Annotated in this window: 18 protein-coding genes and 1 pseudogene; 7 read left to right on the top strand and 12 right to left on the bottom strand. The window is 73.2% G+C overall.

All coding sequences use genetic code 11. The annotated features are described in order from the left end of the window. Positions 1-13 precede the first annotated feature (13 nt). Both dnaB and NWP10_RS00860 read right to left on the bottom strand, forming a co-directional pair. Positions 14-1,402: a replicative DNA helicase gene (gene dnaB, locus NWP10_RS00865; RefSeq protein ID WP_248193716.1), complete on the bottom strand. Its 1,389-nt coding sequence runs from the start codon at positions 1,400-1,402 to the stop codon at positions 14-16. A 583-nt stretch (positions 1,403-1,985) separates the two neighbouring features. After that, the gene (locus NWP10_RS00860; protein ID WP_258299543.1) at positions 1,986-2,924 is read right to left on the bottom strand and encodes a LysR family transcriptional regulator; all 939 of its coding nucleotides are present in this window, start codon (positions 2,922-2,924) and stop codon (positions 1,986-1,988) included. Positions 2,925-3,076: 152 nt separating this feature from the next. On the opposite strand from NWP10_RS00860, the gene NWP10_RS00855 reads away from it, so the two are divergent. Beyond that, complete coding sequence (locus NWP10_RS00855; protein ID WP_258299542.1) at positions 3,077-4,246, top strand: CaiB/BaiF CoA-transferase family protein; 1,170 nt, start codon at positions 3,077-3,079, stop codon at positions 4,244-4,246. Between the two features lie 26 nt (positions 4,247-4,272). After that, positions 4,273-5,499: an acyl-CoA dehydrogenase family protein gene (locus NWP10_RS00850; protein ID WP_258299541.1), complete on the top strand. Its 1,227-nt coding sequence runs from the start codon at positions 4,273-4,275 to the stop codon at positions 5,497-5,499. Positions 5,500-5,514: 15 nt separating this feature from the next. Here the strand turns inward: NWP10_RS00850 and rimK are convergent, their stop codons facing one another. Next, on the bottom strand, positions 5,515-6,750 hold the full coding sequence (gene rimK, locus NWP10_RS00845; RefSeq protein ID WP_258299539.1) for a 30S ribosomal protein S6--L-glutamate ligase: 1,236 nt from the start codon (positions 6,748-6,750) through the stop codon (positions 5,515-5,517). 27 nt (positions 6,751-6,777) lie between these two features. Between rimK and NWP10_RS00840 the strand changes: the two genes are divergently transcribed. After that, the gene (locus NWP10_RS00840) at positions 6,778-7,308 is read left to right on the top strand and encodes an ATP-dependent zinc protease (RefSeq protein ID WP_258299538.1); all 531 of its coding nucleotides are present in this window, start codon (positions 6,778-6,780) and stop codon (positions 7,306-7,308) included. Beyond that, positions 7,305-8,420 carry a succinylglutamate desuccinylase/aspartoacylase family protein gene (locus tag NWP10_RS00835; RefSeq protein WP_258299537.1) on the top strand — a complete coding sequence of 372 codons (1,116 nt, stop codon included), beginning with the start codon at positions 7,305-7,307 and terminating at the stop codon, positions 8,418-8,420. The genes NWP10_RS00840 and NWP10_RS00835 overlap by 4 nt, the downstream gene beginning before the upstream one ends. A gap of 40 nt (positions 8,421-8,460) precedes the next feature. Here NWP10_RS00835 and NWP10_RS00830 read toward each other — a convergent pair whose 3' ends face one another. The 5 genes from NWP10_RS00830 to rpsF form a co-directional block, all read right to left on the bottom strand. Next, the gene (locus tag NWP10_RS00830) at positions 8,461-9,684 is read right to left on the bottom strand and encodes an MFS transporter (RefSeq protein ID WP_258299536.1); all 1,224 of its coding nucleotides are present in this window, start codon (positions 9,682-9,684) and stop codon (positions 8,461-8,463) included. A 101-nt stretch (positions 9,685-9,785) separates the two neighbouring features. Beyond that, a complete protein-coding gene (gene rplI, locus NWP10_RS00825; RefSeq protein WP_258299535.1) occupies positions 9,786-10,247 on the bottom strand; it encodes a 50S ribosomal protein L9 in 462 nt (153 codons plus the stop codon). Positions 10,248-10,275: 28 nt separating this feature from the next. Beyond that, entirely contained in the window at positions 10,276-10,515 is a 240-nt protein-coding gene (rpsR, locus tag NWP10_RS00820; protein WP_002857788.1) for a 30S ribosomal protein S18, read from the bottom strand. A gap of 229 nt (positions 10,516-10,744) precedes the next feature. Next, a complete protein-coding gene (locus tag NWP10_RS00815) occupies positions 10,745-11,347 on the bottom strand; it encodes a single-stranded DNA-binding protein (RefSeq protein ID WP_258299534.1) in 603 nt (200 codons plus the stop codon). A 133-nt stretch (positions 11,348-11,480) separates the two neighbouring features. Next, positions 11,481-11,786 carry a 30S ribosomal protein S6 gene (gene rpsF, locus NWP10_RS00810; RefSeq protein ID WP_017488242.1) on the bottom strand — a complete coding sequence of 102 codons (306 nt, stop codon included), beginning with the start codon at positions 11,784-11,786 and terminating at the stop codon, positions 11,481-11,483. A 158-nt stretch (positions 11,787-11,944) separates the two neighbouring features. Between rpsF and NWP10_RS00805 the strand changes: the two genes are divergently transcribed. Then, positions 11,945-12,544, top strand: a complete 600-nt coding sequence (locus NWP10_RS00805) for a DUF1697 domain-containing protein (RefSeq protein WP_258299533.1) — start codon at positions 11,945-11,947, stop codon at positions 12,542-12,544. A gap of 149 nt (positions 12,545-12,693) precedes the next feature. Here the strand turns inward: NWP10_RS00805 and NWP10_RS00800 are convergent, their stop codons facing one another. Next, the gene (locus NWP10_RS00800; RefSeq protein WP_258299532.1) at positions 12,694-13,464 is read right to left on the bottom strand and encodes a hypothetical protein; all 771 of its coding nucleotides are present in this window, start codon (positions 13,462-13,464) and stop codon (positions 12,694-12,696) included. 487 nt (positions 13,465-13,951) lie between these two features. Continuing rightward, on the bottom strand, positions 13,952-15,541 hold the full coding sequence (locus NWP10_RS00795; protein ID WP_258299531.1) for a M18 family aminopeptidase: 1,590 nt from the start codon (positions 15,539-15,541) through the stop codon (positions 13,952-13,954). A gap of 95 nt (positions 15,542-15,636) precedes the next feature. On the opposite strand from NWP10_RS00795, the gene NWP10_RS00790 reads away from it, so the two are divergent. Next, complete coding sequence (locus NWP10_RS00790; RefSeq protein WP_234404107.1) at positions 15,637-16,029, top strand: hypothetical protein; 393 nt, start codon at positions 15,637-15,639, stop codon at positions 16,027-16,029. On the opposite strand, the gene NWP10_RS00785 is transcribed toward NWP10_RS00790, so the two are convergent. Further along, positions 16,020-17,543: a glycosyltransferase family 87 protein gene (locus NWP10_RS00785; protein ID WP_258299530.1), complete on the bottom strand. Its 1,524-nt coding sequence runs from the start codon at positions 17,541-17,543 to the stop codon at positions 16,020-16,022. The genes NWP10_RS00790 and NWP10_RS00785 overlap by 10 nt on opposite strands. Before the next feature lie 173 nt (positions 17,544-17,716). Here NWP10_RS00785 and NWP10_RS00780 point away from each other — a divergent pair, with 173 nt between their 5' ends. Further along, the gene (locus tag NWP10_RS00780; RefSeq protein ID WP_184172920.1) at positions 17,717-18,802 is read left to right on the top strand and encodes an inositol-3-phosphate synthase; all 1,086 of its coding nucleotides are present in this window, start codon (positions 17,717-17,719) and stop codon (positions 18,800-18,802) included. A 72-nt stretch (positions 18,803-18,874) separates the two neighbouring features. Here NWP10_RS00780 and NWP10_RS00775 read toward each other — a convergent pair. After that, positions 18,875-19,548 (bottom strand): annotated as a pseudogene (locus NWP10_RS00775) (acyltransferase); the annotation flags it as partial.

Genomic DNA, 19,548 nt, shown 5'->3' with positions numbered 1-19,548 from the left:
CCCCGCCCGTGACTCAGAACCCCCCGGCCCCACCCGCATCACTGGCCAGGTTCGAGAACCGCGAGTAGTGCCCCTGGAACCCCACCACAATGGTCTTCGTGGGGCCGTTGCGGTGCTTCGCCACGATCAGGTCGGCCTCACCGGCACGCGGGGACTCCTTGTCGTACACGTCCTCGCGGTGCAGCAGGATCACCATGTCCGCGTCCTGCTCGATCGAGCCGGACTCGCGCAGGTCGCTCACCTGCGGTCGCTTGTCCGTGCGCTGCTCGGACCCACGGTTCAACTGGCTCAGCGCGATCACCGGCACGTCGAGCTCCTTCGCGAGGAGCTTCAGAGCACGGGAGAACTCGGCGACCTCCTGCTGACGAGACTCGACCTTCTTGCCCGAGCTCATGAGCTGCAGGTAGTCGAGCACGACCATCTTGAGGTTGTTCTTCTGCTTGAGCCGGCGGCACTTCGCGCGGATCTCCATCATGGTCATGTTGGGCGAGTCGTCGATGAAGAACGGCGCCTCGTTCAGCCGCCCCACGGTCGCGGCGATCTTGGACCACTGGTCGTCCCGGATGGTGCCCTTGCGCAGGTCCTGCAGCGCGATCGTCGCCTCGGCGGACAGCAGGCGCATGGCGATCTCGTTCTTGCCCATCTCGAGGCTGAAGAACACGGTGGCCATGTTGTGGTGGATGGCGGCGGCCCGGGCGAAGTCGATGGCCAGGGTGGACTTGCCGACGGCGGGGCGCGCGGCGATCACGATCATCTGGCCGCCGTGCAGGCCCTGGGTCAGCTCGTCGAAGTCGTAGAAGTCGGTGGGGACGCCGGTGAGGCCCTCCCCCTGGTTGCCGGCGGCCTCGATCTCGTCGACCGCGTGCTCCATGATCTCGGAGAGGCGCACGTAGTCCTCGGACTGGCGGTTCTCCGCCACCTTGTAGATCTCGGACTGGGCCTCGTTGACGATCTCCTCGACCTCGCCGTCGCCCTGATACCCGAGCTGGGTGATCTTGGTGCCGGCGGTGACGAGGCGGCGCAGAACGGCCTTCTCCGCCACGATCTCCGCGTAGAAGCTGGCGTTGGCGGCGGTGGGCACGGTCTGGATGAGCTCGTGCAGCACGGCGGGCCCGCCCACGCGGGAGAGCTCCTGGCGCTTGTTCAGCAGGTCCGCCACGGTGACGGCGTCCGCGGGCTCGCCGCGGCCGTAGAGGTCGATGATCGCCTCGTAGATCATCTCGTGGCTGGGGCGGTAGAAGTCGTGGCCGCGCAGCAGCTCGACGACGTCCGCGATCGCGTCCTTGGAGAGCATCATGCCGCCCAGCACCGAGCGCTCCGCCTCCAGGTCCTGGGGCGGGAGGAATCGCTCCGAGGAACGGCCGCCGTCGTAGGAGCCCGAGTCTCCGTAGTCTTCAGTCAACTTCCGGAGACTCCCTTCCCACAGCCCGCACGACGACGGCCCTCGGCCGGTCTTCCCGGCCCCGATTCCTCTTGCACTCCCCGCCCGTGCCGCCGCACTTCCCCTTGCTGGCGGACGCGCGACGGACCCCGGGCGACGCTCTGAGCGGATGCGCGCCTGTCAGTGGTCACCTGCGGCCAATACCCGCCCTCGCGTTGGGGATACCACGGGACACTACGCGCGGCGGGGAGGCGGAGCAACCGCGTTTCCCACAGCACGTGTGGACAACATGTGGATTCAGCGGCGTGTCGTGTGGATCCCCTGGGGACCACGCTGGGGACAACTCCCCCATTCCCGCCTCGACCGCGCTCTGACCTGCGACGATGCGATCGCACAGCCTGTGGGGAAAGTTTCCCTCCCGCCCACCGGCACCCGGTTCCCGACTTGACAGACGGCCCTTTCGCGCCTCCGTCACAGCGTCTGGCACAACGCTGTCCACACCGTCGTCCACACCCTCCACATCTGTGGACAACTCCTGTGGACAACCGCCCCGCATCTGGGGACGGCGAGGTTGACAGCGTCTGCGCGCGGCCCGCGTCGCTGGTCAGCTCAGCCTCTCAGCGCCCTGACGGCCGCCGTCATCGGCTGGTCCGTCACCACCGAACAGGGCCGCTGCGATGTCCACCACGCGCGCGACGGCGGGTTCCCCGCGGTCGCCCCGCCAGATCAGCTGCACGTCCAATGGCGGTCCGGCGTCCTCCAGTACTGCCCAGCCCACGGCCTCGCCACGGATGTTCTCCCGCACCGAGTCCACGGTCAGGGCCAGCCCGACGCCGGCGTCGACGAGCACCACCTGCGACCACGAGTCCGGGGCCTGCTGCGCGACGCGCGGCACGAAGCCGGCAGCCCGAGCGAGGGCCGGCAGCCGGGCGCCCAGCGCAGAGGCGGGCCCGCCGGGGATGGTGATCCAGCGGTCCTCGGCAAGGTCCGCGAGCGCCACCGTCGCGGCGCCCCACAGCCGATGCCCCGGGGGCAACGCGACCACGAGACGTTCCTGGGCGAGCACCAGCGCGTCGACGGCGGGCGGCAGGTAGTCCCACCGGCCGAGGCACAGATCGAGCTCCCCCTCGAGCACCCGTTCGAGCCCCTGCGGTGAGAAGTGCGCGCTCTCCAACTCGAGCCGCAGCCCCGGCGCCCGCGACTGCACCTCACGGGCGAGCCGCGCCACCGGCCGGATCGCGGACGCACTGGCGAAGCCCAGGCGCACCCGCCCGGTCTCTCCCGACACCGCGCCGCGCACCACCTCCTCGGCCCGCTCGGAGTCACGCACGAGGTCCTCGGCCACCTCGAGAAGCGCCTCCCCTGCGGGCGTCAGCGCCACCTTCCGCGTCGTCCTTTCGAACAGGGCCACCCCGAGGCTGCGCTCCAGCCCTTTCACGAGCCGACTCAGCGCGGGCTGCGTCAGGTTCATCCGATGGGCTGCCCGGCCGAAGTGGAGTTCCTCGGCCACGGCCAGGAACGCCCGCGCATGATGGACCTCCATGGGCCCTCCCTTCTGAACGGCGGCACCACACGCCGACCGCATCTTTGCTTCGCGCTCATCAATACGACGAACAAGAAGCATTGGACCGAATGAAATCACGGTGGTGGGATGGAGGGCAGCACCGTGACATTTCCCACCGTCAGGAGCCCTCCATGTCACCGCCCCCCACCGCCGCTTCCTCGCTCCCCCTCGACGGCGTCCTCGTGGCGGACTTCTCCCGTGTCCTCGCCGGCCCGCTCGCCACCATGACGCTGGCGGACCTCGGGGCGCGCGTCATCAAGGTGGAGCACCCCGAGCGCGGCGACGACACCCGCGGCTGGACCCCGCCCCGCTCGACGACGGGCGCCACCTACTTCGAGTCCGTGAACCGCAACAAGGAGTCGGTCGGCTGGGACCTGAAGGACCCCGAGGACCAGAGGCGGGCCGCCGCCCTGGCCGCCCGGGCCGACGTCGTGGTCCACAACCTCAAGCCCGGCACCATGGAGCGCCTCGGCCTGGGCTACGACGACGTCGCGCGGGAGAACCCGTCCGTGGTCTACGCCGCCGTCTCCGGCTTCGGCGACCGCGAGGGCCGGGACCTGCCCGGCTATGACTTCATCGTCCAGGCCGCGGGCGGGCTCATGAGCATCACCGGCGAACCGGACGCCCCGATGAAGGCGGGCGTTGCCCTGGTGGACGTGCTCACGGCCAAGGACCTCACCGCCGGCGTGCTCGCCGCCCTGCTGCGCCGCGAGCGCACCGGGGAGGGCGCCCACCTGCGGCTGAACCTGCTCTCCTCGCTGCAGGGGGCGCTCGCCAACCAGGGCCAGGCATGGCTCGGCGCCGGCGTCGTCCCCCGGCGGATGGGCAACGACCACCCCTCGATCGCCCCCTACCAGCTGCTGGCGTGCCGGGACGCGCCGCTCGCCGTCGCCATCGGCAACGACGCGCAGTTCCGCACCTTCGCCGCGGCCCTCGGCGTCCCCGAGCTCGCCGAGGACCCGCGCTTCACCACGAACACGGACCGCGTGGAGCACCGTGAAGAGCTGCGCACCGCCCTGGAGGACGCGCTCTCCGCCCAGACGGCCGCCCACTGGCGGGACGTGCTGCAGGCCGAGCGGCTCCCGGTCGGCCTCGTGTCCACCGTCGCCGAGGGCGTCGAGCTGGCCGAGTCCCTCGGCCTCGAACCAACCGTCGAGGTCCAGGACCGGTCCGGTGCCCCCGCCGGCCGGCAGTTCCGCCACCCGGTGCAGTGGAATCCGCCCATCGCGCACCCGCGCCACGCTCCGCCCGCGCTCGGCGCGGACACGGCGGCCGTCAACACCTGGCTCGACGCCCACTGACCACCCCCGCAGAGAGGACCCCCGCCATGACCACCCCGTTCCACGCCGAGGCCGACTCGTTCCTCGGCCGCGCCGACGTCGTCGGCCTGGACTCCCTGTTCTCCGCCGAGGAGAAGGCCGTCGCACTGGAGGTGCGCGGCTTCGTGGACGAGCACATCCGCCCGCACATCGCCCGCTGGTACGACGACGCGGTGTTCCCGCGCGAGATCGTCCCTGAGCTGGGCCGCCTCGGTGTGCTCGGCATGCCCTACGAGGGCCACGGCATGCCCGGCCGCTCGGCGGTGGAGTACGGCCTCGCCGCCCAGGAGCTCGAGGCCGGCGACTCCGGCCTGCGCACGTTCGTGTCCGTGCAGGGCTCGCTCGCGATGGGCGCGATCCACAAGCACGGCTCCGAGGAGCAGAAGGCGCAGTGGCTGCCGCGCATGACCGCCGGCGAGGCGGTCGGCTGCTTCGGCCTCACCGAGCCCGGGGCGGGCTCGGATCCGGCCTCCATGACGACGACGGCCCGCCAGGAGACCGGCGGCGACTGGGTGATCGACGGGGTCAAGCGCTGGATCGGCCTGGCCACCCTGGCCGACGTCGCCATCATCTGGGCGCAGACCGGTGAGCCCGGCGACGGGCGCGGGGTGCGCGGTTTCGTGGTCCCCACGGACACCCCCGGCTTCAGCGCCGAGGCGATCACCCAGAAGCTGTCCATGCGGGCCTCGGTGCAGTGCGAGATCCACCTCGACGGCGTGCGCCTGCCCGCCTCCGCGATGCTGCCGGCCGACTCCGCCGTCGGGCTCAAGGGCCCCTTCCAATGCCTCAACGAGGCCCGCTACGGGATCATCTGGGGCGCGATGGGCGCCGCCCGCGACTCCTTCGACGCCGTCCTCGACTACGCGATGCAGCGGCAGCAGTTCGGGGTGCCGCTGGCCTCCCACCAGCTGACGCAGGCCAAGCTCGCGGACATGGCCGTGGCCATCGGCAAGGGCTACCTGCTGGCGCACCAGATCGGCCGCGCCAAGGACGCCGGCCCGCTCACCCCCGCCATGATCTCCGCCGGCAAGCTGGACAACTGCCGCGTGGCCATCGGGATCGCCCGGGACGCCCGCGAGATGCTCGGCGGCAACGGCATCACCCTGGAGTACTCGCCGCTGCGCCACGCGAACAACCTCGAGTCCGTGCGCACCTACGAGGGCACGGACGAGGTCCACCAGCTCACGCTCGGCCGGCACCTCACGGGCATCGGCGCGTTCGCCCCGGCCCGCTGAGCCCCCCGCCCGCGCTCAGGCGTCGTCGGCGGACGCCTCGGGCGCCGGGGCCTCCTCGGCGACGGAGGCGAGGATCGGGGTGGCCGGCAGCTTCCGCACGCGCTTGGGGCGGCGGGCGCGGGCGGGGATGAGGGCCCGCATGTTCTCGGTCTTGCCGAAGCAGAGCAGCCGGTCGCCCTCCTCGAGGACCTTGGTGTCCGCGGGGTTGGGGAACACGGAGGTGCCGCGGTGCAGGGTGAGCACCTGCAGGTCCTTCGCGAGCAGCCCGGAGTCCTCGATGGACTGGCCCACCCACCCGGAGCCGGCGTGCACGGTGATCTCACCGACCCCGTACCCGGTGGACACGGCCAGGCGCTGGCGCACGTCGATGTCCGGGAAGCCGGCCTGGTCCGCCACGTAGTCGATGATCGCGCCGGCCACGTCCAGGTCCGTGGCGGCCTCGATGCCCTGCAGCCCCGGGGAGGAGTTCACCTCCATGACCAGCGGGCCGTGCTCACCCTCGAGCATGTCCACGCCCGCCACCCGCAGGCCCATGATGTGGGCCGCCCGCACGGCGGTCTCCGCGTACTCGGGCGAGAGCTCGACGCGCTCCACGGTGCCGCCGCGGTGCACGTTGGAGCGGAACTCGTCCCCCTGGGCCCTGCGGCGCATCGCGGCCACCACGCGGTCCCCCACCACGAGCGCGCGGATGTCCTTGCCCTTGGACTCCTCCACGAACCGCTGGATGAGCACCTGCTGGTTGGTGCCGTGCAGCGTCTCGATGATCGCCTCGGCCACCTTCTTGGTCGGCGCCAGGATCACGCCGATGCCCTGGGTGCCCTCGAGCAGCTTGATCACCACGGGCGCCCCGCCCACCATGTCGATCGCCGTGGAGACCTCGCCGCGGTTGCGCACGAACACGGTGGCGGGCATGTCGATCTCGTGCCGGGAGAGGATCTGGGTGGCCCGCAGCTTGTCCCGCGAGTTCATGATCCCGGCGGCCGTGTTGGGCGTGTAGACGTCCATCTGCTCGAACTGGCGCACCACGGCGGTGCCGAAGTAGGTCACCGAGTTGCCGATGCGCGGCAGGATCGCGTCGTAGCCGGAGAGGGGGCGGCCGCGGAACATCAGATCGGGCTCGTCCGAGCTGAGGTCGATGCCGAAGCGCAGGGTGTCCAGGACCTTCACCTGGTGGCCGCGCTCGAGCGCCGCGGTCTTGAGTCGCTGCGTCGAGTAGGCGCGCAGGGAACGGGAGAGGATGGCGAGCTTCATGACCGCTTTCCTGGGAGGATGAGGGGCGTGTCTGAATCTAAGCACACGGCCACGGCCCCCCACGGTGTGCCCCCCCTCGACGACGGCGCCGCTCGCCCGGGGCTGGTGGGCTGGCGCGAATGGGTCGGCCTGCCCGCCGCCCACACCCCCTGGATCAAGGCCAAGATCGACACCGGCGCCCGCACCTCGGCGCTCCACGCCTTCGGCATCGAGCGGTTCACCCGCGACGGCGCCGCGTGGGTCCGGTTCGAGGTGCACCCGTGGCAGACCTCGGCCGCGGACGCGCGGACGGCCGAGCTGCCGGTGGCCGACCTGCGCACGGTCCGCTCCTCGAACGGCAAGGCGCAGGAGCGCGTCGTCGTCGTGATGCCGCTGACCCTGGCCGGCCGCACGATCGAGGCGGAGGTGACCCTGACCCACCGGGACGAGATGGGCTTCCGCATGCTCGTGGGCCGCACCGCGCTGGCCGCCGGCGGCCTCCTCGTGGACCCCGCCGCCTCGTACGTGGGCGGGCAGCCGCCGCGCGGCGTGCGCCGCCGGAACCGGGGACGCGCGTGAGCCGTCGCCCCGCGCGCGCCCCCTTCGCGTTCGGCGGGGTCGAGGTGCCGGCCGGCCGCCGCCGCGAGCTGTCCCTGCCGATCTCCCAGCTCGTCACGGGCGCGGACGTCACCCTGCCCGTGCACGTGCTGCACGGCCGCGAGGACGGGCCCACCGTGTGGGTCTCCGCCGCGATCCACGGGGACGAGGTGGCCGGCGTCGAGATCGTCCGACGCGTCCTGGAGCGCCTGCAGCCCACGCACCTGCGCGGCACCCTGCTGGCCGTGCCCATCGTCAACGTGCTCGGCGTGATGGCCGGGGACCGCTATCTGCCGGACCGCCGCGACCTGAACCGCTCCTTCCCCGGCTCCGCCCGGGGCTCACTCGCATCGCGCATCGCGCACCTGATGATGACCGAGGTGATTGGCCGCTGCACGGTGGGCATCGACCTGCACACCGGCGCGGACCGCCGCTCCAACCTGCCGCAGATCCGGTGCGACCTGGAGGACCCCCAGACCCGCGCGCTCGCCGAGGCGTTCGGCGCCCCCGTGCTCTTCCACGCCCGCCTGCGGGACGGCTCCCTGCGCGCCGCGGCCCGTGAGGCCGGCGCGCGCGTTCTCCTCTACGAGGCCGGCGAGGCCTGGCGGTTCGACGAGTACGCGATCGCCCCCGGTGTGGACGGGGTCCTGCGCGTGCTCGCCGCCCTGGACATGGTGGACCCCGCGGACGTCGGGCTCACCGAGCCCGGGCCGGACGCCGTCGTCGACGCCCCCGGGCCGCTGCCCGGCGAGGTCCCCGAGGAGCGGACCACGGACGTGCCCGAGGCGACCGACGCCACCGGCGAGGACACCGCCGCCGTGCACCCCGACGTCGTCGACGGCGAGCAGGACGCCCCGTACCTGGTGTGGCAGTCCACGTGGGTGCGCGCCCGCGCGGACGGCCTCGTGCACCTGGACGTCGCGCTCGGCGAACGCGTGAGCGCCGGGGACCGCATCGGCGCGCTCTACAACTCGTTCGGCCGGCGCCTCGCGCACGTGAAGGCCGAGCTGACCGGCGTGGTCATCGGCCGCACCGAGGCACCCCTGGTGCACCGCGGCGACGCCCTCGTGCATATCGGAGGATGGGACGCATGAGCAGCCGCGGGGCGCCGTCCGCGCGTCGAAGCCGCCCGGCTCAGGCCGGGGACGGGCGCCGGGCGATGGCCCGGCCGCCGTGCACGAGCCGGTAGTAGAGCAGCAGCGCCACCCCGACGCCGCCGGAGAGCAGGTACATCACCGGGATCCCGACGGCGGCCGCCACCGCGCCGAGCACCATGGGGCCGAGGCCGGTGCCGAGGTCCAGGAGCAGGAAGAACGTGCCCGTGGCGACGCCGATCTCGGTGGGCCGGACCACCTTGATCGCGATGGTCTGGAACACGCTCACCACGGGCCCGTAGGTCAGCCCCAGCAGGGCGCCGGCCACGAGCATGCCCGCCGGCTCCCGCCACAGCGCCAGCACCGCGTAGGAGACGGCCATGCCCGCGAGGATCGGGTAGACGACCGCGTTGTCCCCGTGCCGGTCGTGCAGCACGCCCAGGACGGCGCGGCCCACGATGGTGCCCGCGGCAAAGAGCAGGAAGAACAGGCTCGGCACCATCGCCGGGTAGCCCTGCTGCTGCGCGAACGTGGCCATGAACGCGAGGATGCCGCCGTACATGAACCCGGAGGCCAGGGCCACGCCCGCCGCCGGTGCCACCTCCGCGGAGAACACGTCCGCCCGGTGCAGCCGGAACCGGCCCGTCAGCGGCGGCTCGGGCACGCGCAGGAACAGGGCGATCAGCAGGGCCATGCCCGTGAAGCCGAGGCACGCCCGGAACAGGGCGTCGTAGCCGAGGGTGGTGCTCAGCTGCAGGGCCACCATCGGCCCGACGGCGCCCGCGAGCGTCATGGACGTGGAGAACCAGCCGGTGCCCTCGGAGCGGCGCACGGGCGGGACGATCCGCTGCACGGCCGTGGCCAGCACGGTGCCGGCCGCGCCGAAGCACATGCCGTTGAGCAGGCGTACCGCGGTCAGTGCGGCCAGGGAGTCCGCCCAGAGGTACGCCGCCGTCGTGAGGACGTAGCAGGCCAAGGCGACGAGCAGGACCCGCCGCCGCCCCCACGCGAAGGTGGCGGGCGTCGTCGTCATGCGGGTGAGGACCGCGCCCAGCACGAACGCCCCCACCACGACGCCGGCCTCCGCGTCCGACGCGCCGAAGGACGTGACGGCGTAGAGCGCCATCGCAGTCATGAGCGTGTAGAAGATCATCGCCACGAACAGGTAGGTGGCGCTGACGAGGATGAACGGGCGCGTCCACAGCGGCGGGCGCGGGGCCGCCGTCGAGCCGGCGGGGTCCGAGGGCGGTGGGGCGGAGGGCATGGCCTCCATGTTCCCCCACGCCACGAGGCCCCGGCCCGCTCGTGAAGAGCGGACCGGTGCCTCGGGTGCGTCGCGTGCGCGACGGGCTCAGAAGCGGATGGTCACTTCTTGGTCTTGGCGGCGACGACCTGCAGGTCGACGACGGCCACGACGTCCTCGTGCAGGCGCACCTGCGCCTGGTGGGTGCCCACGGACTTGATGTGCGCCGGCAGGGTCACCGCGCGCTTGTCCACGGAGCCGAGGCCGGCGGCCTCGATCGCCTCGGCGACGTCGGCGGCCTGGACGGCGCCGAAGAGGCGACCCTCCGCACCGGCGGTGCGCTCGAGCTTCACGGTGGCGGACTGGAGCTTCTCGGCCTGGGCCTGAGCGTCCTCCAGGTTCGCCACGGCGCGGGCCGCGCGGGCCTTCTGCAGGGACTCGACCTGCTTCTCCCCGCCCTTGGTCCACACGGTGGCGAAACCGCGCGGGAGCAGGTAGTTGCGGGCGTACCCGTTCTTGACCTCGACCACGTCACCGGAGGTGCCGAGACCGGTCACTTCCTGGGTCAGGATGAGCTTTGCCATCTGGGTGTTCCTTCCTTCGCTCGCTCGATCAGCCGCGGCCGGCGCCGGCGTAGGGCAGCAGGGCCACCTCGCGGGCGTTCTTGACGGCCTGGGCGATCTTGCGCTGCTCCTGGACGGTCACGCCGGTGACGCGACGGGCACGGATCTTCCCGCGGTCGGAGATGAACTTGCGCAGCAGGGCCACGTCCTTGTAGTCGATCTCGGTGATCTTGGCGGCCTTGAGCGGGTTGGACTTCGGTTTGGGCTTGCGGAGTTCAGCCTTCGCCATCGTGGTGCTCCTTCAGAGTTCTCTGGAGCCCGCAGAACGGTTCTGCGGGATGGGATCACGCGGTGTCCCGTGCGGCGCACGGGGCCGTGTGCGGTGCGGCCCGGCGGTGCCGGGTCGCGGGGTGGGCCGCGGTGGCGGCCCTCCGGGCGACGTGCGCCCGGACGGAGAGGTCCGTGTGGTCCGTGTCCGGCGCGGCCCCGGGGAGGGGCCGCGGCCGGTCAGCGCAGGATCAGAACGGGGGCTCGTTGGAGGACGGGGTGTCCCATCCGCCGCCACCGCCGCCGCCGGACCAGGGGTCCTGCGGTGCGGCCTGGCCGCCGCCCTGCTGCTGGCCGCCCCAGCCGCCGCCCTGAGGGGCGCCGCCGAAGCCGCCGTCGTTGTTCCCGCCGAAGCCGCCGGCCGGGGCGCCGCCGAAGCCGCCCCCCTGCTGGCCGCCGCCGAAGCCGCCGCCACCGCCGCCACCGCTGCGCTGGGCGCGGGTGACCTTGGCCGTGGCGAACTTCAGGGCCGGGCCGACCTCGTCCACGTCCAGCTCCCAGCTGGTGCGGCGGTTGCCGTCCCGGTCGTCGTAGGAGCGCGCCTTGAGGCGGCCCTGCACGATCACGCGCATGCCCTTGGTCAGCGACTCCGCCACGTTCTCCGCGGCCTCGCGCCAGACCGAGCAGCGCAGGAACAGCGCTTCGCCGTCCTTCCACTCGTTGGTCTGGCGGTCGAACGTGCGGGGCGTGGACGCGACGGTGAAGTTCGCGACGGCCGCGCCGTTCGGGGTGAAGCGCAGCTCGGGGTCGGCGGTGAGGTTGCCGACCACGGTGATGACGGTCTCGCCTGCCATGGTCACTCCTGTCTTCGGGGGTTCTTCCGCCCGTCCGCCGGATCAGGGGATCCGGTGTGCGGGCGGCGGGGTTCCGGTGGGGGCGTCGGGGACTGATCCGATGCTCTCAGACCCGCCGGACACGGTACGAGGATCACTCAGCGGTGATCTTCTGCTCCTCCGGACGGATGATCTTGGTGCGCAGGATCGTCTCGTTGAGGTTCAGCAGACGGTCCAGCTCCTGGGTGGCGGCCGGCTCCGACTGGAAGTTGACGACCACGTAGATGGCCTCGGACTTCTTCTGGATCTCGTAGGCGGTCTTGCGGCGACCCCACACGTCGACGCTGTCGACGGTGCCGCCGGCGTTCGTGACGACCTCGAGGTACTTCTTCAGGGTCGGCTCCACGGTGCGCTCGTCGACCTCAGGGTCGATCAGCACCATCAGCTCATAAGCACGCATGCGAACCCACCTCCTCTGGGCTTGCGGCCGCGGTCTCTCCGCGGCAGGAGGTTCTGTGCTCGTCGTCCGTGCGATGCTCCGCGCTCTTCGGCGGCACACAGACAACCTGATCCACTCTACCACCGTCGGGGAAGGCCTCCGGCTGGGAGGATCGGGCCATGAGCGAGCACCCCGCCTCCCCCACCCACGCCCTGCTGCTGCGCGCCGTGAACGTGGGCGGCCGTAACAGGGTCCCGAAGGCGGATCTCGCGGAGCTGGCCGCCGAGGCCGGGCTCGCGGACGTGGCCGTCCACCTGAACTCGGGCAACGTGCTCGGCACGCCGGACACCGGAGACCACGTCGACGACGTCGCCGCGCGCCTGCGCGCCCTCCTGGCGGAGCGCCTCGGGGTGGACACGTCCGTGCACGCCGCCGCACGCACGGAGCTGTCGGCCCTGGTGGACGGCCTGCTGGCCTCGGACCTGCTCGCGCCGGGCGAGACCCTGGACTCGGTGGACCCCAAGACCGTCCACCTCGTGCTGCTGGACACAGTGCCGCACCCCGAGGCGGGCGAGGCCCTGGCCGCGGTGGACGCCGGGGACGACCGCGCCGTCGTCGTGGGCCGGGGCGTGTGGGTCCGCTATGCGGGGCCCTCGCACTCCTCCCGCCTGGGGCTGCCGCGGATCGAGCGCGCGGCCTCGGGGGACGCGCCGCCGGCGCAGCGCCGCGTGGGGACGGCCCGCAACCTCGCGACCGTGCGGGTCCTCGCCGGCCGCTGACCCGATCCCCCCGCCCCGTGGGGCCAACCCATGCCCACTCCCGTGGTACCGGCCCATGCCCACCCCCCTCCCTGCCCTGGGCGCACTACTGCCAAGTAGATCTCGACGTACCTGGCAGTAGTGCGCCCGGCCTCACCGTCACGCGCCCATCACGCACCCCCGCGCGTCGTGAGAAGCCGCTGCAGGCGCGCCATGAACCGCGCCCACTCCCCCGCGCCGAACACCGCGCTGTCGACGCGCACCGTCTCGACCCCCACATCGCGCAGCTCCTCGTCGCGTCGCATGTCCCTGCGGTACTGGCGGGCTCGGGAGAAGTGATGCTCGCCCTCGAACTGGAGCGCGACCTTCGCCGCCGCGAAGTAGAGGTCCACCGGCGTGGAGCGGAGGATCCGACCCCACGCATCCCAGACGAGCGGGACCTCGGGGTTCACCTGCGGCTCGGGGAAGCCGGCGCCCACGAGCCGCACCCGCAGGCGCGTCTCCTTCGGCGAGTCGGACCGCTCCCTCAGGTGCGGCAGGGCCTCGCCGAGCAGGCGCCATCCCGTGACGCCTCGAGCCTCGGCGACGGCGACGCCCAGGTCCGCGAGGCTCGAGAGCGGGTGCTGGCGCCCGGCCGCCACCTCGCCGCCGGGCCCGTCGCGCCGGCGCAGCAGCGCGTCCCCCGCGACGATGAGGTCCTCCCGGGTGAGCCCTATGGACGCCAGGTCCGTCCACGTCCGCTCCGGCGTGGTCACAGTGAGGGACTTGTCACCGACGCCCAGCACAGTCAGTCCGGTGGCCGGATCGATCCGGATCCGGTGGCCGGCCACCCCGGCGATGCGGGGCTGCGAACCGGGCCGCACGCGCGACAGGTGAACCCGCTGCTCCGCCTCGGCGGGCAGCCACATCCCCCAGGCCTGAGCCGCCGAGGCGTGGCTCACGACCAGGCTCCGGTCTCGACGGGCATGGGCAAGAGCGACGTCGAGCGGGGCCGCAGGCACATCCCGACGACGACGGAGCCCGCGACTGACGGCGACGAGGTCGTGCCGTCGGGCCCGGCTGGTCGCCAGTCCGGCCGCGACGGCGCGGGCGACGGGGAAGACGGACTCGGATACGGCGTCGAGGGGATCGCTCACCCTGGCAGTGGACCGCGTGCCGCGCCGTCGTGGACGAGGGGCGCCGGACGGTGGGGACGAGCGGGCCCTTCCCGAGCGCTGTGCAGGAGCGCCGCCGGTGCCGGACGCCGGCCGCTCATCCCACCGCCGGTGCGACGCACCCTGCCTCCGTGCAGCTGGGCGCAGAAGTGCCAAGGAATCGTCGATCTACTCGGCAGTACTGCGCCCAGAGGCGGCGGAATCGGCTGGGTCACGCCCGCCACGACGACGGCGGCACCCGGCCCCGGCGCGACGCGCGGCTCGCCGCACCGCCTCACACGCCGCGGAAGAACTCCTTCACGGCCGCCGTCAGGTGCTCCACGTCGCGTACGCCGCACATCTCGCGGGCGGAGTGCATGGACAGCAGGCCCAGGCCGACGTCCACCGTGCGGATGCCCAGGCGGGTCGCGGAAATCGGGCCGATGGTGGAGCCGCAGGGCATGTCGTTGTTGCTCACGAACTCCTGGAACGGCACCCCCGCCACGCCGCACCAGCGGGCGAACGCGGCCTCACCCCCCGCGTCGGTGGCGTAGCGCTGGTTGGCATTGATCTTCAGCAGCGGGCCGTGGTTCACGCGCGGGTGGTTCACCGGGTCGTGCCGCTCGGCGTAGTTCGGGTGCACCAGGTGTCCCGCGTCCGCGGACAGCAGCCAGGACCCGGAGATCGCCCGCGCCCGGCCCTGCCCGGCCACGCCGAGCGCCTCGAGCACGCGCCCCATGACCTCCTCGAGCAGCGGCCCGGCCGCCCCGGACCGCGACGCCGACCCCAGCTCCTCGTGGTCGAACGCGGCGAGCACGGGGATCACCGGCGCGCCGGCGGGCTCCCCCGCCACGCCCTCGGCCACGGTGCCGGCGTACGCGATCGCCCCGGAGGCGCCGCCGTTCGCCCGGGCCAGCTCCTCGAGGGCCACGAGCCCGGCGTGCACGGAGCTGAGGTTGTCCAGGCGGCCGGAGGCGAAGAACTCGCCGGCCAGGCCGAACAGGCCGGGCGCCTGGGCGTCGGCCACCATGACGTCGTGCCCGCGCACCGCCGCCGGGTCGACGCCGGCCGCGGCGGCCAGGGCGGCCAGCACGTCGCCCGGGGCGCGCGCCTCCAGGCCAGCGCCGTCGCCCTCGCGGGCGCCCGCGCCCTCACCAGCACCCGCGCCCACACCCGCACCGGCCCCCGCGGCCTGCTCGAGCGGCGCGCTGCGCCCGTCCACGCCCTCGGACACGTCCGCCACGGCCTCGCCGGCGCCCTCGCCGCGAGGCGCGAGCGCGCCCACCACCGGGTTCGTGTGGCGCTGGCGCTGCAGCTTCAGGCCGTCGTTGACCTCGCGGTCCAGGTGGATGGCCAGCTGCGGGATGCGCCCCACGGGGCCGGTGGCGGCGAGCACCTGCGTGCCGTCGTCGAGGGCGAGGCGGCCTGCGAACCGCAGCTCGCGGTCCAGCCAGGAGTTCAGCAGCGGCCCGCCGTACACCTCGACGCCGGCCTGCACCCAGCCGTCCGCGGTGACGGTGGCGGGGTTCGGCTTGAGCTTGAAGCCCGGGGAGTCGGTGTGGGCGCCGAGCACGCGGAACACCGGCACCGCGGCGCCGGCACCGGAGCCGCCGGCCCCCCCGGCACCATCCGACCCGTCCGAGCCCGCGCCCGTCGGCACGACCCAGGCGAGGGCCGCGCCGTCGCGCACCACCACGTAGCCGCCGGGGGCGGCGGGGAAGTCGGCGGCCTCGTCGAGGCGGGTGAACCCGACGGCCACCAGGCGCCGGGCGACCTCCTCGGCGGCGTGGTAGCTGGAGGGCGAGGCGGTCACGAAGGCGGCCAGGTCCTGCAGGTGCGCGGACATCTCGGGGGCGGGTGCGGTGTCACGGGTCACAGCGGTCATGCCCCGACCGTATCGCGCCGGGCTAGCCTGGCCGGGGAGCGTCCCCCGCCGCCCCGCCAGTCCCGTCAGCGCAGGAGGAGCCCGCCGTGGAGATCATGATCGTCGTGGCCGTGGGGGTGTTCCTCATGGTGGCGTGGACCGTGGGCGGCTGGGTGATCGTCCGCATGGGCTTCACGCGGGACTCGGACGCCGGCTCCCAGGACGACGACGGCACGCGCCCGGTGCCCGACGGCCCGGTCCCCGTGGACCCGGCCTCGGACCCGAACGCGATCTGGCGGGAGCAGATGAAGGCCGCCACGGCCGCCTCCGGGGCGGCGTGCACGTGCCCACGCCGGCCCGTCGGGACGCCCTCCGAGTCCCCGGCCGGATCCGGAGAGCAGGGCGCCGCCGTCGACTCCGCTGTCGACCGCGCCCTGGACGCCGCCGCGGACCGCGCGGCCGTGGACCCGTCCCCCGACTGCCCGATCCACCGCTGGGACTACGCCTGAGCGGACCGGTACGCCCCCGCGAGGGGGTCCCCGCCGGGCAGGTCCAGGTGGTCCCGCCGCACGAGGTCGTCCTCGGGGTGGAGCATCTCCCACACCACTCGCCCGCAGAGCCACAGGACGGCGAGCATGTGGGCGAGGATCGCGGCCACGTACACGGAGTCGTCCATGGAGTGCTGCGGCATGGAGCCCGAGGCCCCCTTGGCCAGGTACATCCACACGGCGAAGAAGTGCAGCGCCTCCACCGTCTGCCAGGCCCAGAAGTCCCGCCAGCGCGGCAGCGCCAGCGCGACGAGCGGGATCAGCCAGATCACGAACTGCGGCGAGTACACCTTGTTGGTGAGCACGAACGCCGCGACCACCAGGAACGTCAGCTGCGCGAGCCGGGGGGTGTGCCGCACCCGCACGCCGAGCACGAAGATCCCCAGGCAGCACACCGCGAAGGCGCCGTAGGCCAGCAGGGTCAGTGAGTCCTCCGGCACGAACGCCCACCCGGCCTGCGCGGCGGTCACGTCCCACGCGTGCCACACGCTGGACAGGCCCGGCCCGCGCTCGCCGGAGAAGGTGAAGAACACGGACCACGCCTCGAAGTTCGCCACCATGAGCGGCACGTTCACCGCCGCCCACGCCGCCACGGCGCCGCCGGCGGCCAGCAGGAACGGCCGCCACCGCCGCGAGCGCACGGCCAGGATCAGCAGCGGCCCAAGGATCAGGAGCGGGTAGATCTTCATGGCCGCCCCGAGCCCGATGAGCAGGCCCGCGGCCAGGGGCCGCTCGCGCGCCCACGCGTACATGCCCAGCGCGAGCAGGGCCACGGCCCACAGGTCCCAGTTGATGGTGCCGGCGAGGATGACCCCGGGGGCCACGGCCACCATGAGCCCGTCGCTCCAGCGGCGCCCGGCCATCCGCACAGTGAGCACCGCGACGGCGGCCCACAGCCCCACCACGAACAGCAGGTTCACGAGCCAGAACACGAGCGTGCCGTGCTCCGCGCCGAACGGCAGCCACTGGGTGAGCTGCGCCCCCACGGATCCCACGAGGGACATCAGCACCGGGTACTCGAAGGTGGAGCCGGCCTGGAACGGGGCCCACGGATCCGCCGCGAACCCGCGCCCGCCGTACAGCGCCGCCCAGTCCGAGTAGCAGCCGGCGTAGTAGACGTTCGGTGCGCCCCAGCCGTGGAGCAGGCACGGGGCCTTCTGCAGCACGGTGACGACGGCGGCCAGGGCCACCAGCACCCCGGCCAGGGCCGCGGGGCTCGCCCAGGAGCCCGTGCCGCCGCGCCCGCCGAGCGTGAACCGGTTGGCGGCGAGGCCGCCGGGCAGCTGGAAGCGCCCCCCGCGGTCGCCCGGCGCCGGCACCGGCGCGGGGACCGCGGCGGGGCCCCGGGAGGGGGGTGCGCTCACAGCGGAACCGCCGGCCTCGGCCCGGCCGTCCGGCCCGGCCCACGAGGGCCCGTCCACGGCGTGGGTGGGCGGCTCACTGGGGGTCGCGGCGTGCGCGGGGGCCGGTCTCATGCCCCCATCCTAGGAAGCGGGCCGGACGCCGTTGCGGACCGGGCCGACGTCGTCGGACGTAGACTGGCGGGGTTGATCCCCGGGTGAGCGCTCCGCCGAACAGGCGTGAGCCCCCTCGCGCGCCTGCAGGCGCGCCTGCACCCGACCCGGAAGTCCGAGGAGAGAACCAGACCGTGGCCACCACCCCCATCCGCGTCGCCATCGCCGGCGTGGGCAACTGCGCAACGTCCCTGATCCAGGGCGTGGAGTACTACCGCGACGCGAAGGCGACCGACACCGTCCCGGGCCTGATGCACGTGCAGTTCGGCGACTACCACGTGTCCGACCTGCAGTTCGTGGCCGCGTTCGACGTGGATTCCAAGAAGGTCGGCCTGGACCTGTCCGAGGCGATCCTCGCCTCCGAGAACAACACCATCAAGCTCGCCGACGTCCCGCACGCGGACGTCACCGTGCAGCGCGGCCCCACCCTGGACGGCCTCGGCAAGTACTACGCCGAGACCATCGAGGAGTCCGACGCCGAGCCCGTGGACGTGGCCCAGGCCCTGCGCGACGCCCAGGTGGACGTGCTGGTCTGCTACCTGCCCGTGGGCTCCCAGCTGGCCACCGAGCACTACGCGCAGGCCGCGATCGACGCCGGCGTCGCCTTCGTCAACGCCCTGCCCGTGTTCATCGCCGGCACCCCCGAGTGGGCGGACAAGTTCACCGCCGCCGGCGTGCCGATCGTGGGCGACGACATCAAGTCCCAGATCGGCGCCACCATCACCCACCGCGTGATGGCCAAGCTGTTCGAGGACCGCGGCGTCACCCTGGACCGCACCTACCAGCTCAACGTGGGCGGCAACATGGACTTCAAGAACATGCTCGAGCGCGAGCGCCTGGAGTCCAAGAAGATCTCCAAGACGCAGGCCGTCACCTCCAACACCTCCGCCAAGCTGGGCGAGAAGGACGTGCACATCGGCCCGTCGGACTACGTGGCCTGGCTGGACGACCGCAAGTGGGCGTTCGTGCGCCTCGAGGGCCGCAACTTCGGCGACGCCCCCGTGTCCCTCGAGTACAAGCTCGAGGTGTGGGACTCCCCCAACTCGGCCGGCGTGATCATCGACGCCGTCCGCGCGGCCAAGATCGCCCTGGACCGCGGCACCGGCGGCCCGATCCTCTCGGCCTCCTCCTACTTCATGAAGTCCCCGCCCGTGCAGCACAACGACGACGAGGCGCGCGAGCTGGTCGAGGCCTTCATCCGCGGCGACATCGAGCGCTGACCGCACGGCCGACGCCTGACCCGAGGGCGGTGAGCACGGACATCCCGTCCGCGCCCACCGCCCTCGGTGCGTTCAGCGCAGCCCGAGCCGGGCCTCCACGGTGAGCCGCACCAGCCGGGCGTAGATCCCCTGGCCGTTGCCCTTGGGGTGCACGCCGTCCGCGGACCACTCGTCCACGTGGGCGCTGGCGGCATCCCAGTCGGCGAGGACCACGCGGTCCGGGTGCAGGGCGGCCTGCTCGGCCATCTCCTGCTGGGCCGGTCCGATCCAGTCCATGGGCCCGTGCGGCACCACCAGCACGAGCAGGCGCTCGGGGCCGGCGGCGGCCAGGATGCGGTCCCAGTCGCCCAGCTCGGCGTTGCCGTTGGCGCCCAGGCTGACCACCACCACGTCCGTGAGCATCCCGGCCGCGTCCAGCTCGGCGAGGCGGGCGGCGGCGTCGCGCACCTGGAAGCCCACCTCGGCCTCCACCGCGATCCCGGGCAGCGCCGCGAGCAGCTCGGGGGCGGCCGAGAGGGCCACGGAGTCGCCCAGGAGGGTGACGTCCGGCCCCACCGACGACGGCGGCATCGGCTCCGTCAGCTCGGCGCCGGTGAACGCGGGGCGGGTGACGGAGGGGTCGCCGGTGAGCGGCGGCTCCGGCTCGGCGGTGGGCTCCGGCTCGGCGGAAGCGGTGGGGTCGGCGGCGACCTCGACGGCAGGGTCCTCGCCCGCCGACGGGGCGGCGGTGTCGGACGGGGTCGACG

The organism is Micrococcus sp. HG099 (assembly GCF_024723355.1).
GTDB classification, from domain to species: domain Bacteria; phylum Actinomycetota; class Actinomycetes; order Actinomycetales; family Micrococcaceae; genus Micrococcus; species Micrococcus endophyticus.
The sequence above is the reverse complement of the archived record's forward strand: the minus strand, read 5'-3'. Positions and strand labels throughout refer to the sequence as shown.

Bases quoted from the DNA above. Each gene is read 5' to 3' on its own strand.
- NWP10_RS00815 (WP_258299534.1), bottom strand. From the start codon at position 11,347: ATGGCAGGCGAGACCGTCATCACCGTGGTCGGCAACCTCACCGCCGAC.
- rplI (WP_258299535.1), bottom strand. From the start codon at position 10,247: ATGGCAAAGCTCATCCTGACCCAGGAAGTGACCGGTCTCGGCACCTCC.
- NWP10_RS00860 (WP_258299543.1), bottom strand. From the start codon at position 2,924: ATGGAGGTCCATCATGCGCGGGCGTTCCTGGCCGTGGCCGAGGAACTC.
- NWP10_RS00790 (WP_234404107.1), top strand. From the start codon at position 15,637: ATGATCGTCGTGGCCGTGGGGGTGTTCCTCATGGTGGCGTGGACCGTG.
- NWP10_RS00850 (WP_258299541.1), top strand. From the start codon at position 4,273: ATGACCACCCCGTTCCACGCCGAGGCCGACTCGTTCCTCGGCCGCGCC.
- rimK (WP_258299539.1), bottom strand. From the start codon at position 6,750: ATGAAGCTCGCCATCCTCTCCCGTTCCCTGCGCGCCTACTCGACGCAG.
- NWP10_RS00805 (WP_258299533.1), top strand. From the start codon at position 11,945: ATGAGCGAGCACCCCGCCTCCCCCACCCACGCCCTGCTGCTGCGCGCC.
- NWP10_RS00795 (WP_258299531.1), bottom strand. From the start codon at position 15,541: ATGACCGCTGTGACCCGTGACACCGCACCCGCCCCCGAGATGTCCGCG.
- NWP10_RS00785 (WP_258299530.1), bottom strand. From the start codon at position 17,543: ATGAGACCGGCCCCCGCGCACGCCGCGACCCCCAGTGAGCCGCCCACC.
- rpsF (WP_017488242.1), bottom strand. From the start codon at position 11,786: ATGCGTGCTTATGAGCTGATGGTGCTGATCGACCCTGAGGTCGACGAG.
- NWP10_RS00855 (WP_258299542.1), top strand. From the start codon at position 3,077: ATGTCACCGCCCCCCACCGCCGCTTCCTCGCTCCCCCTCGACGGCGTC.
- NWP10_RS00830 (WP_258299536.1), bottom strand. From the start codon at position 9,684: ATGCCCTCCGCCCCACCGCCCTCGGACCCCGCCGGCTCGACGGCGGCC.
- rpsR (WP_002857788.1), bottom strand. From the start codon at position 10,515: ATGGCGAAGGCTGAACTCCGCAAGCCCAAACCGAAGTCCAACCCGCTC.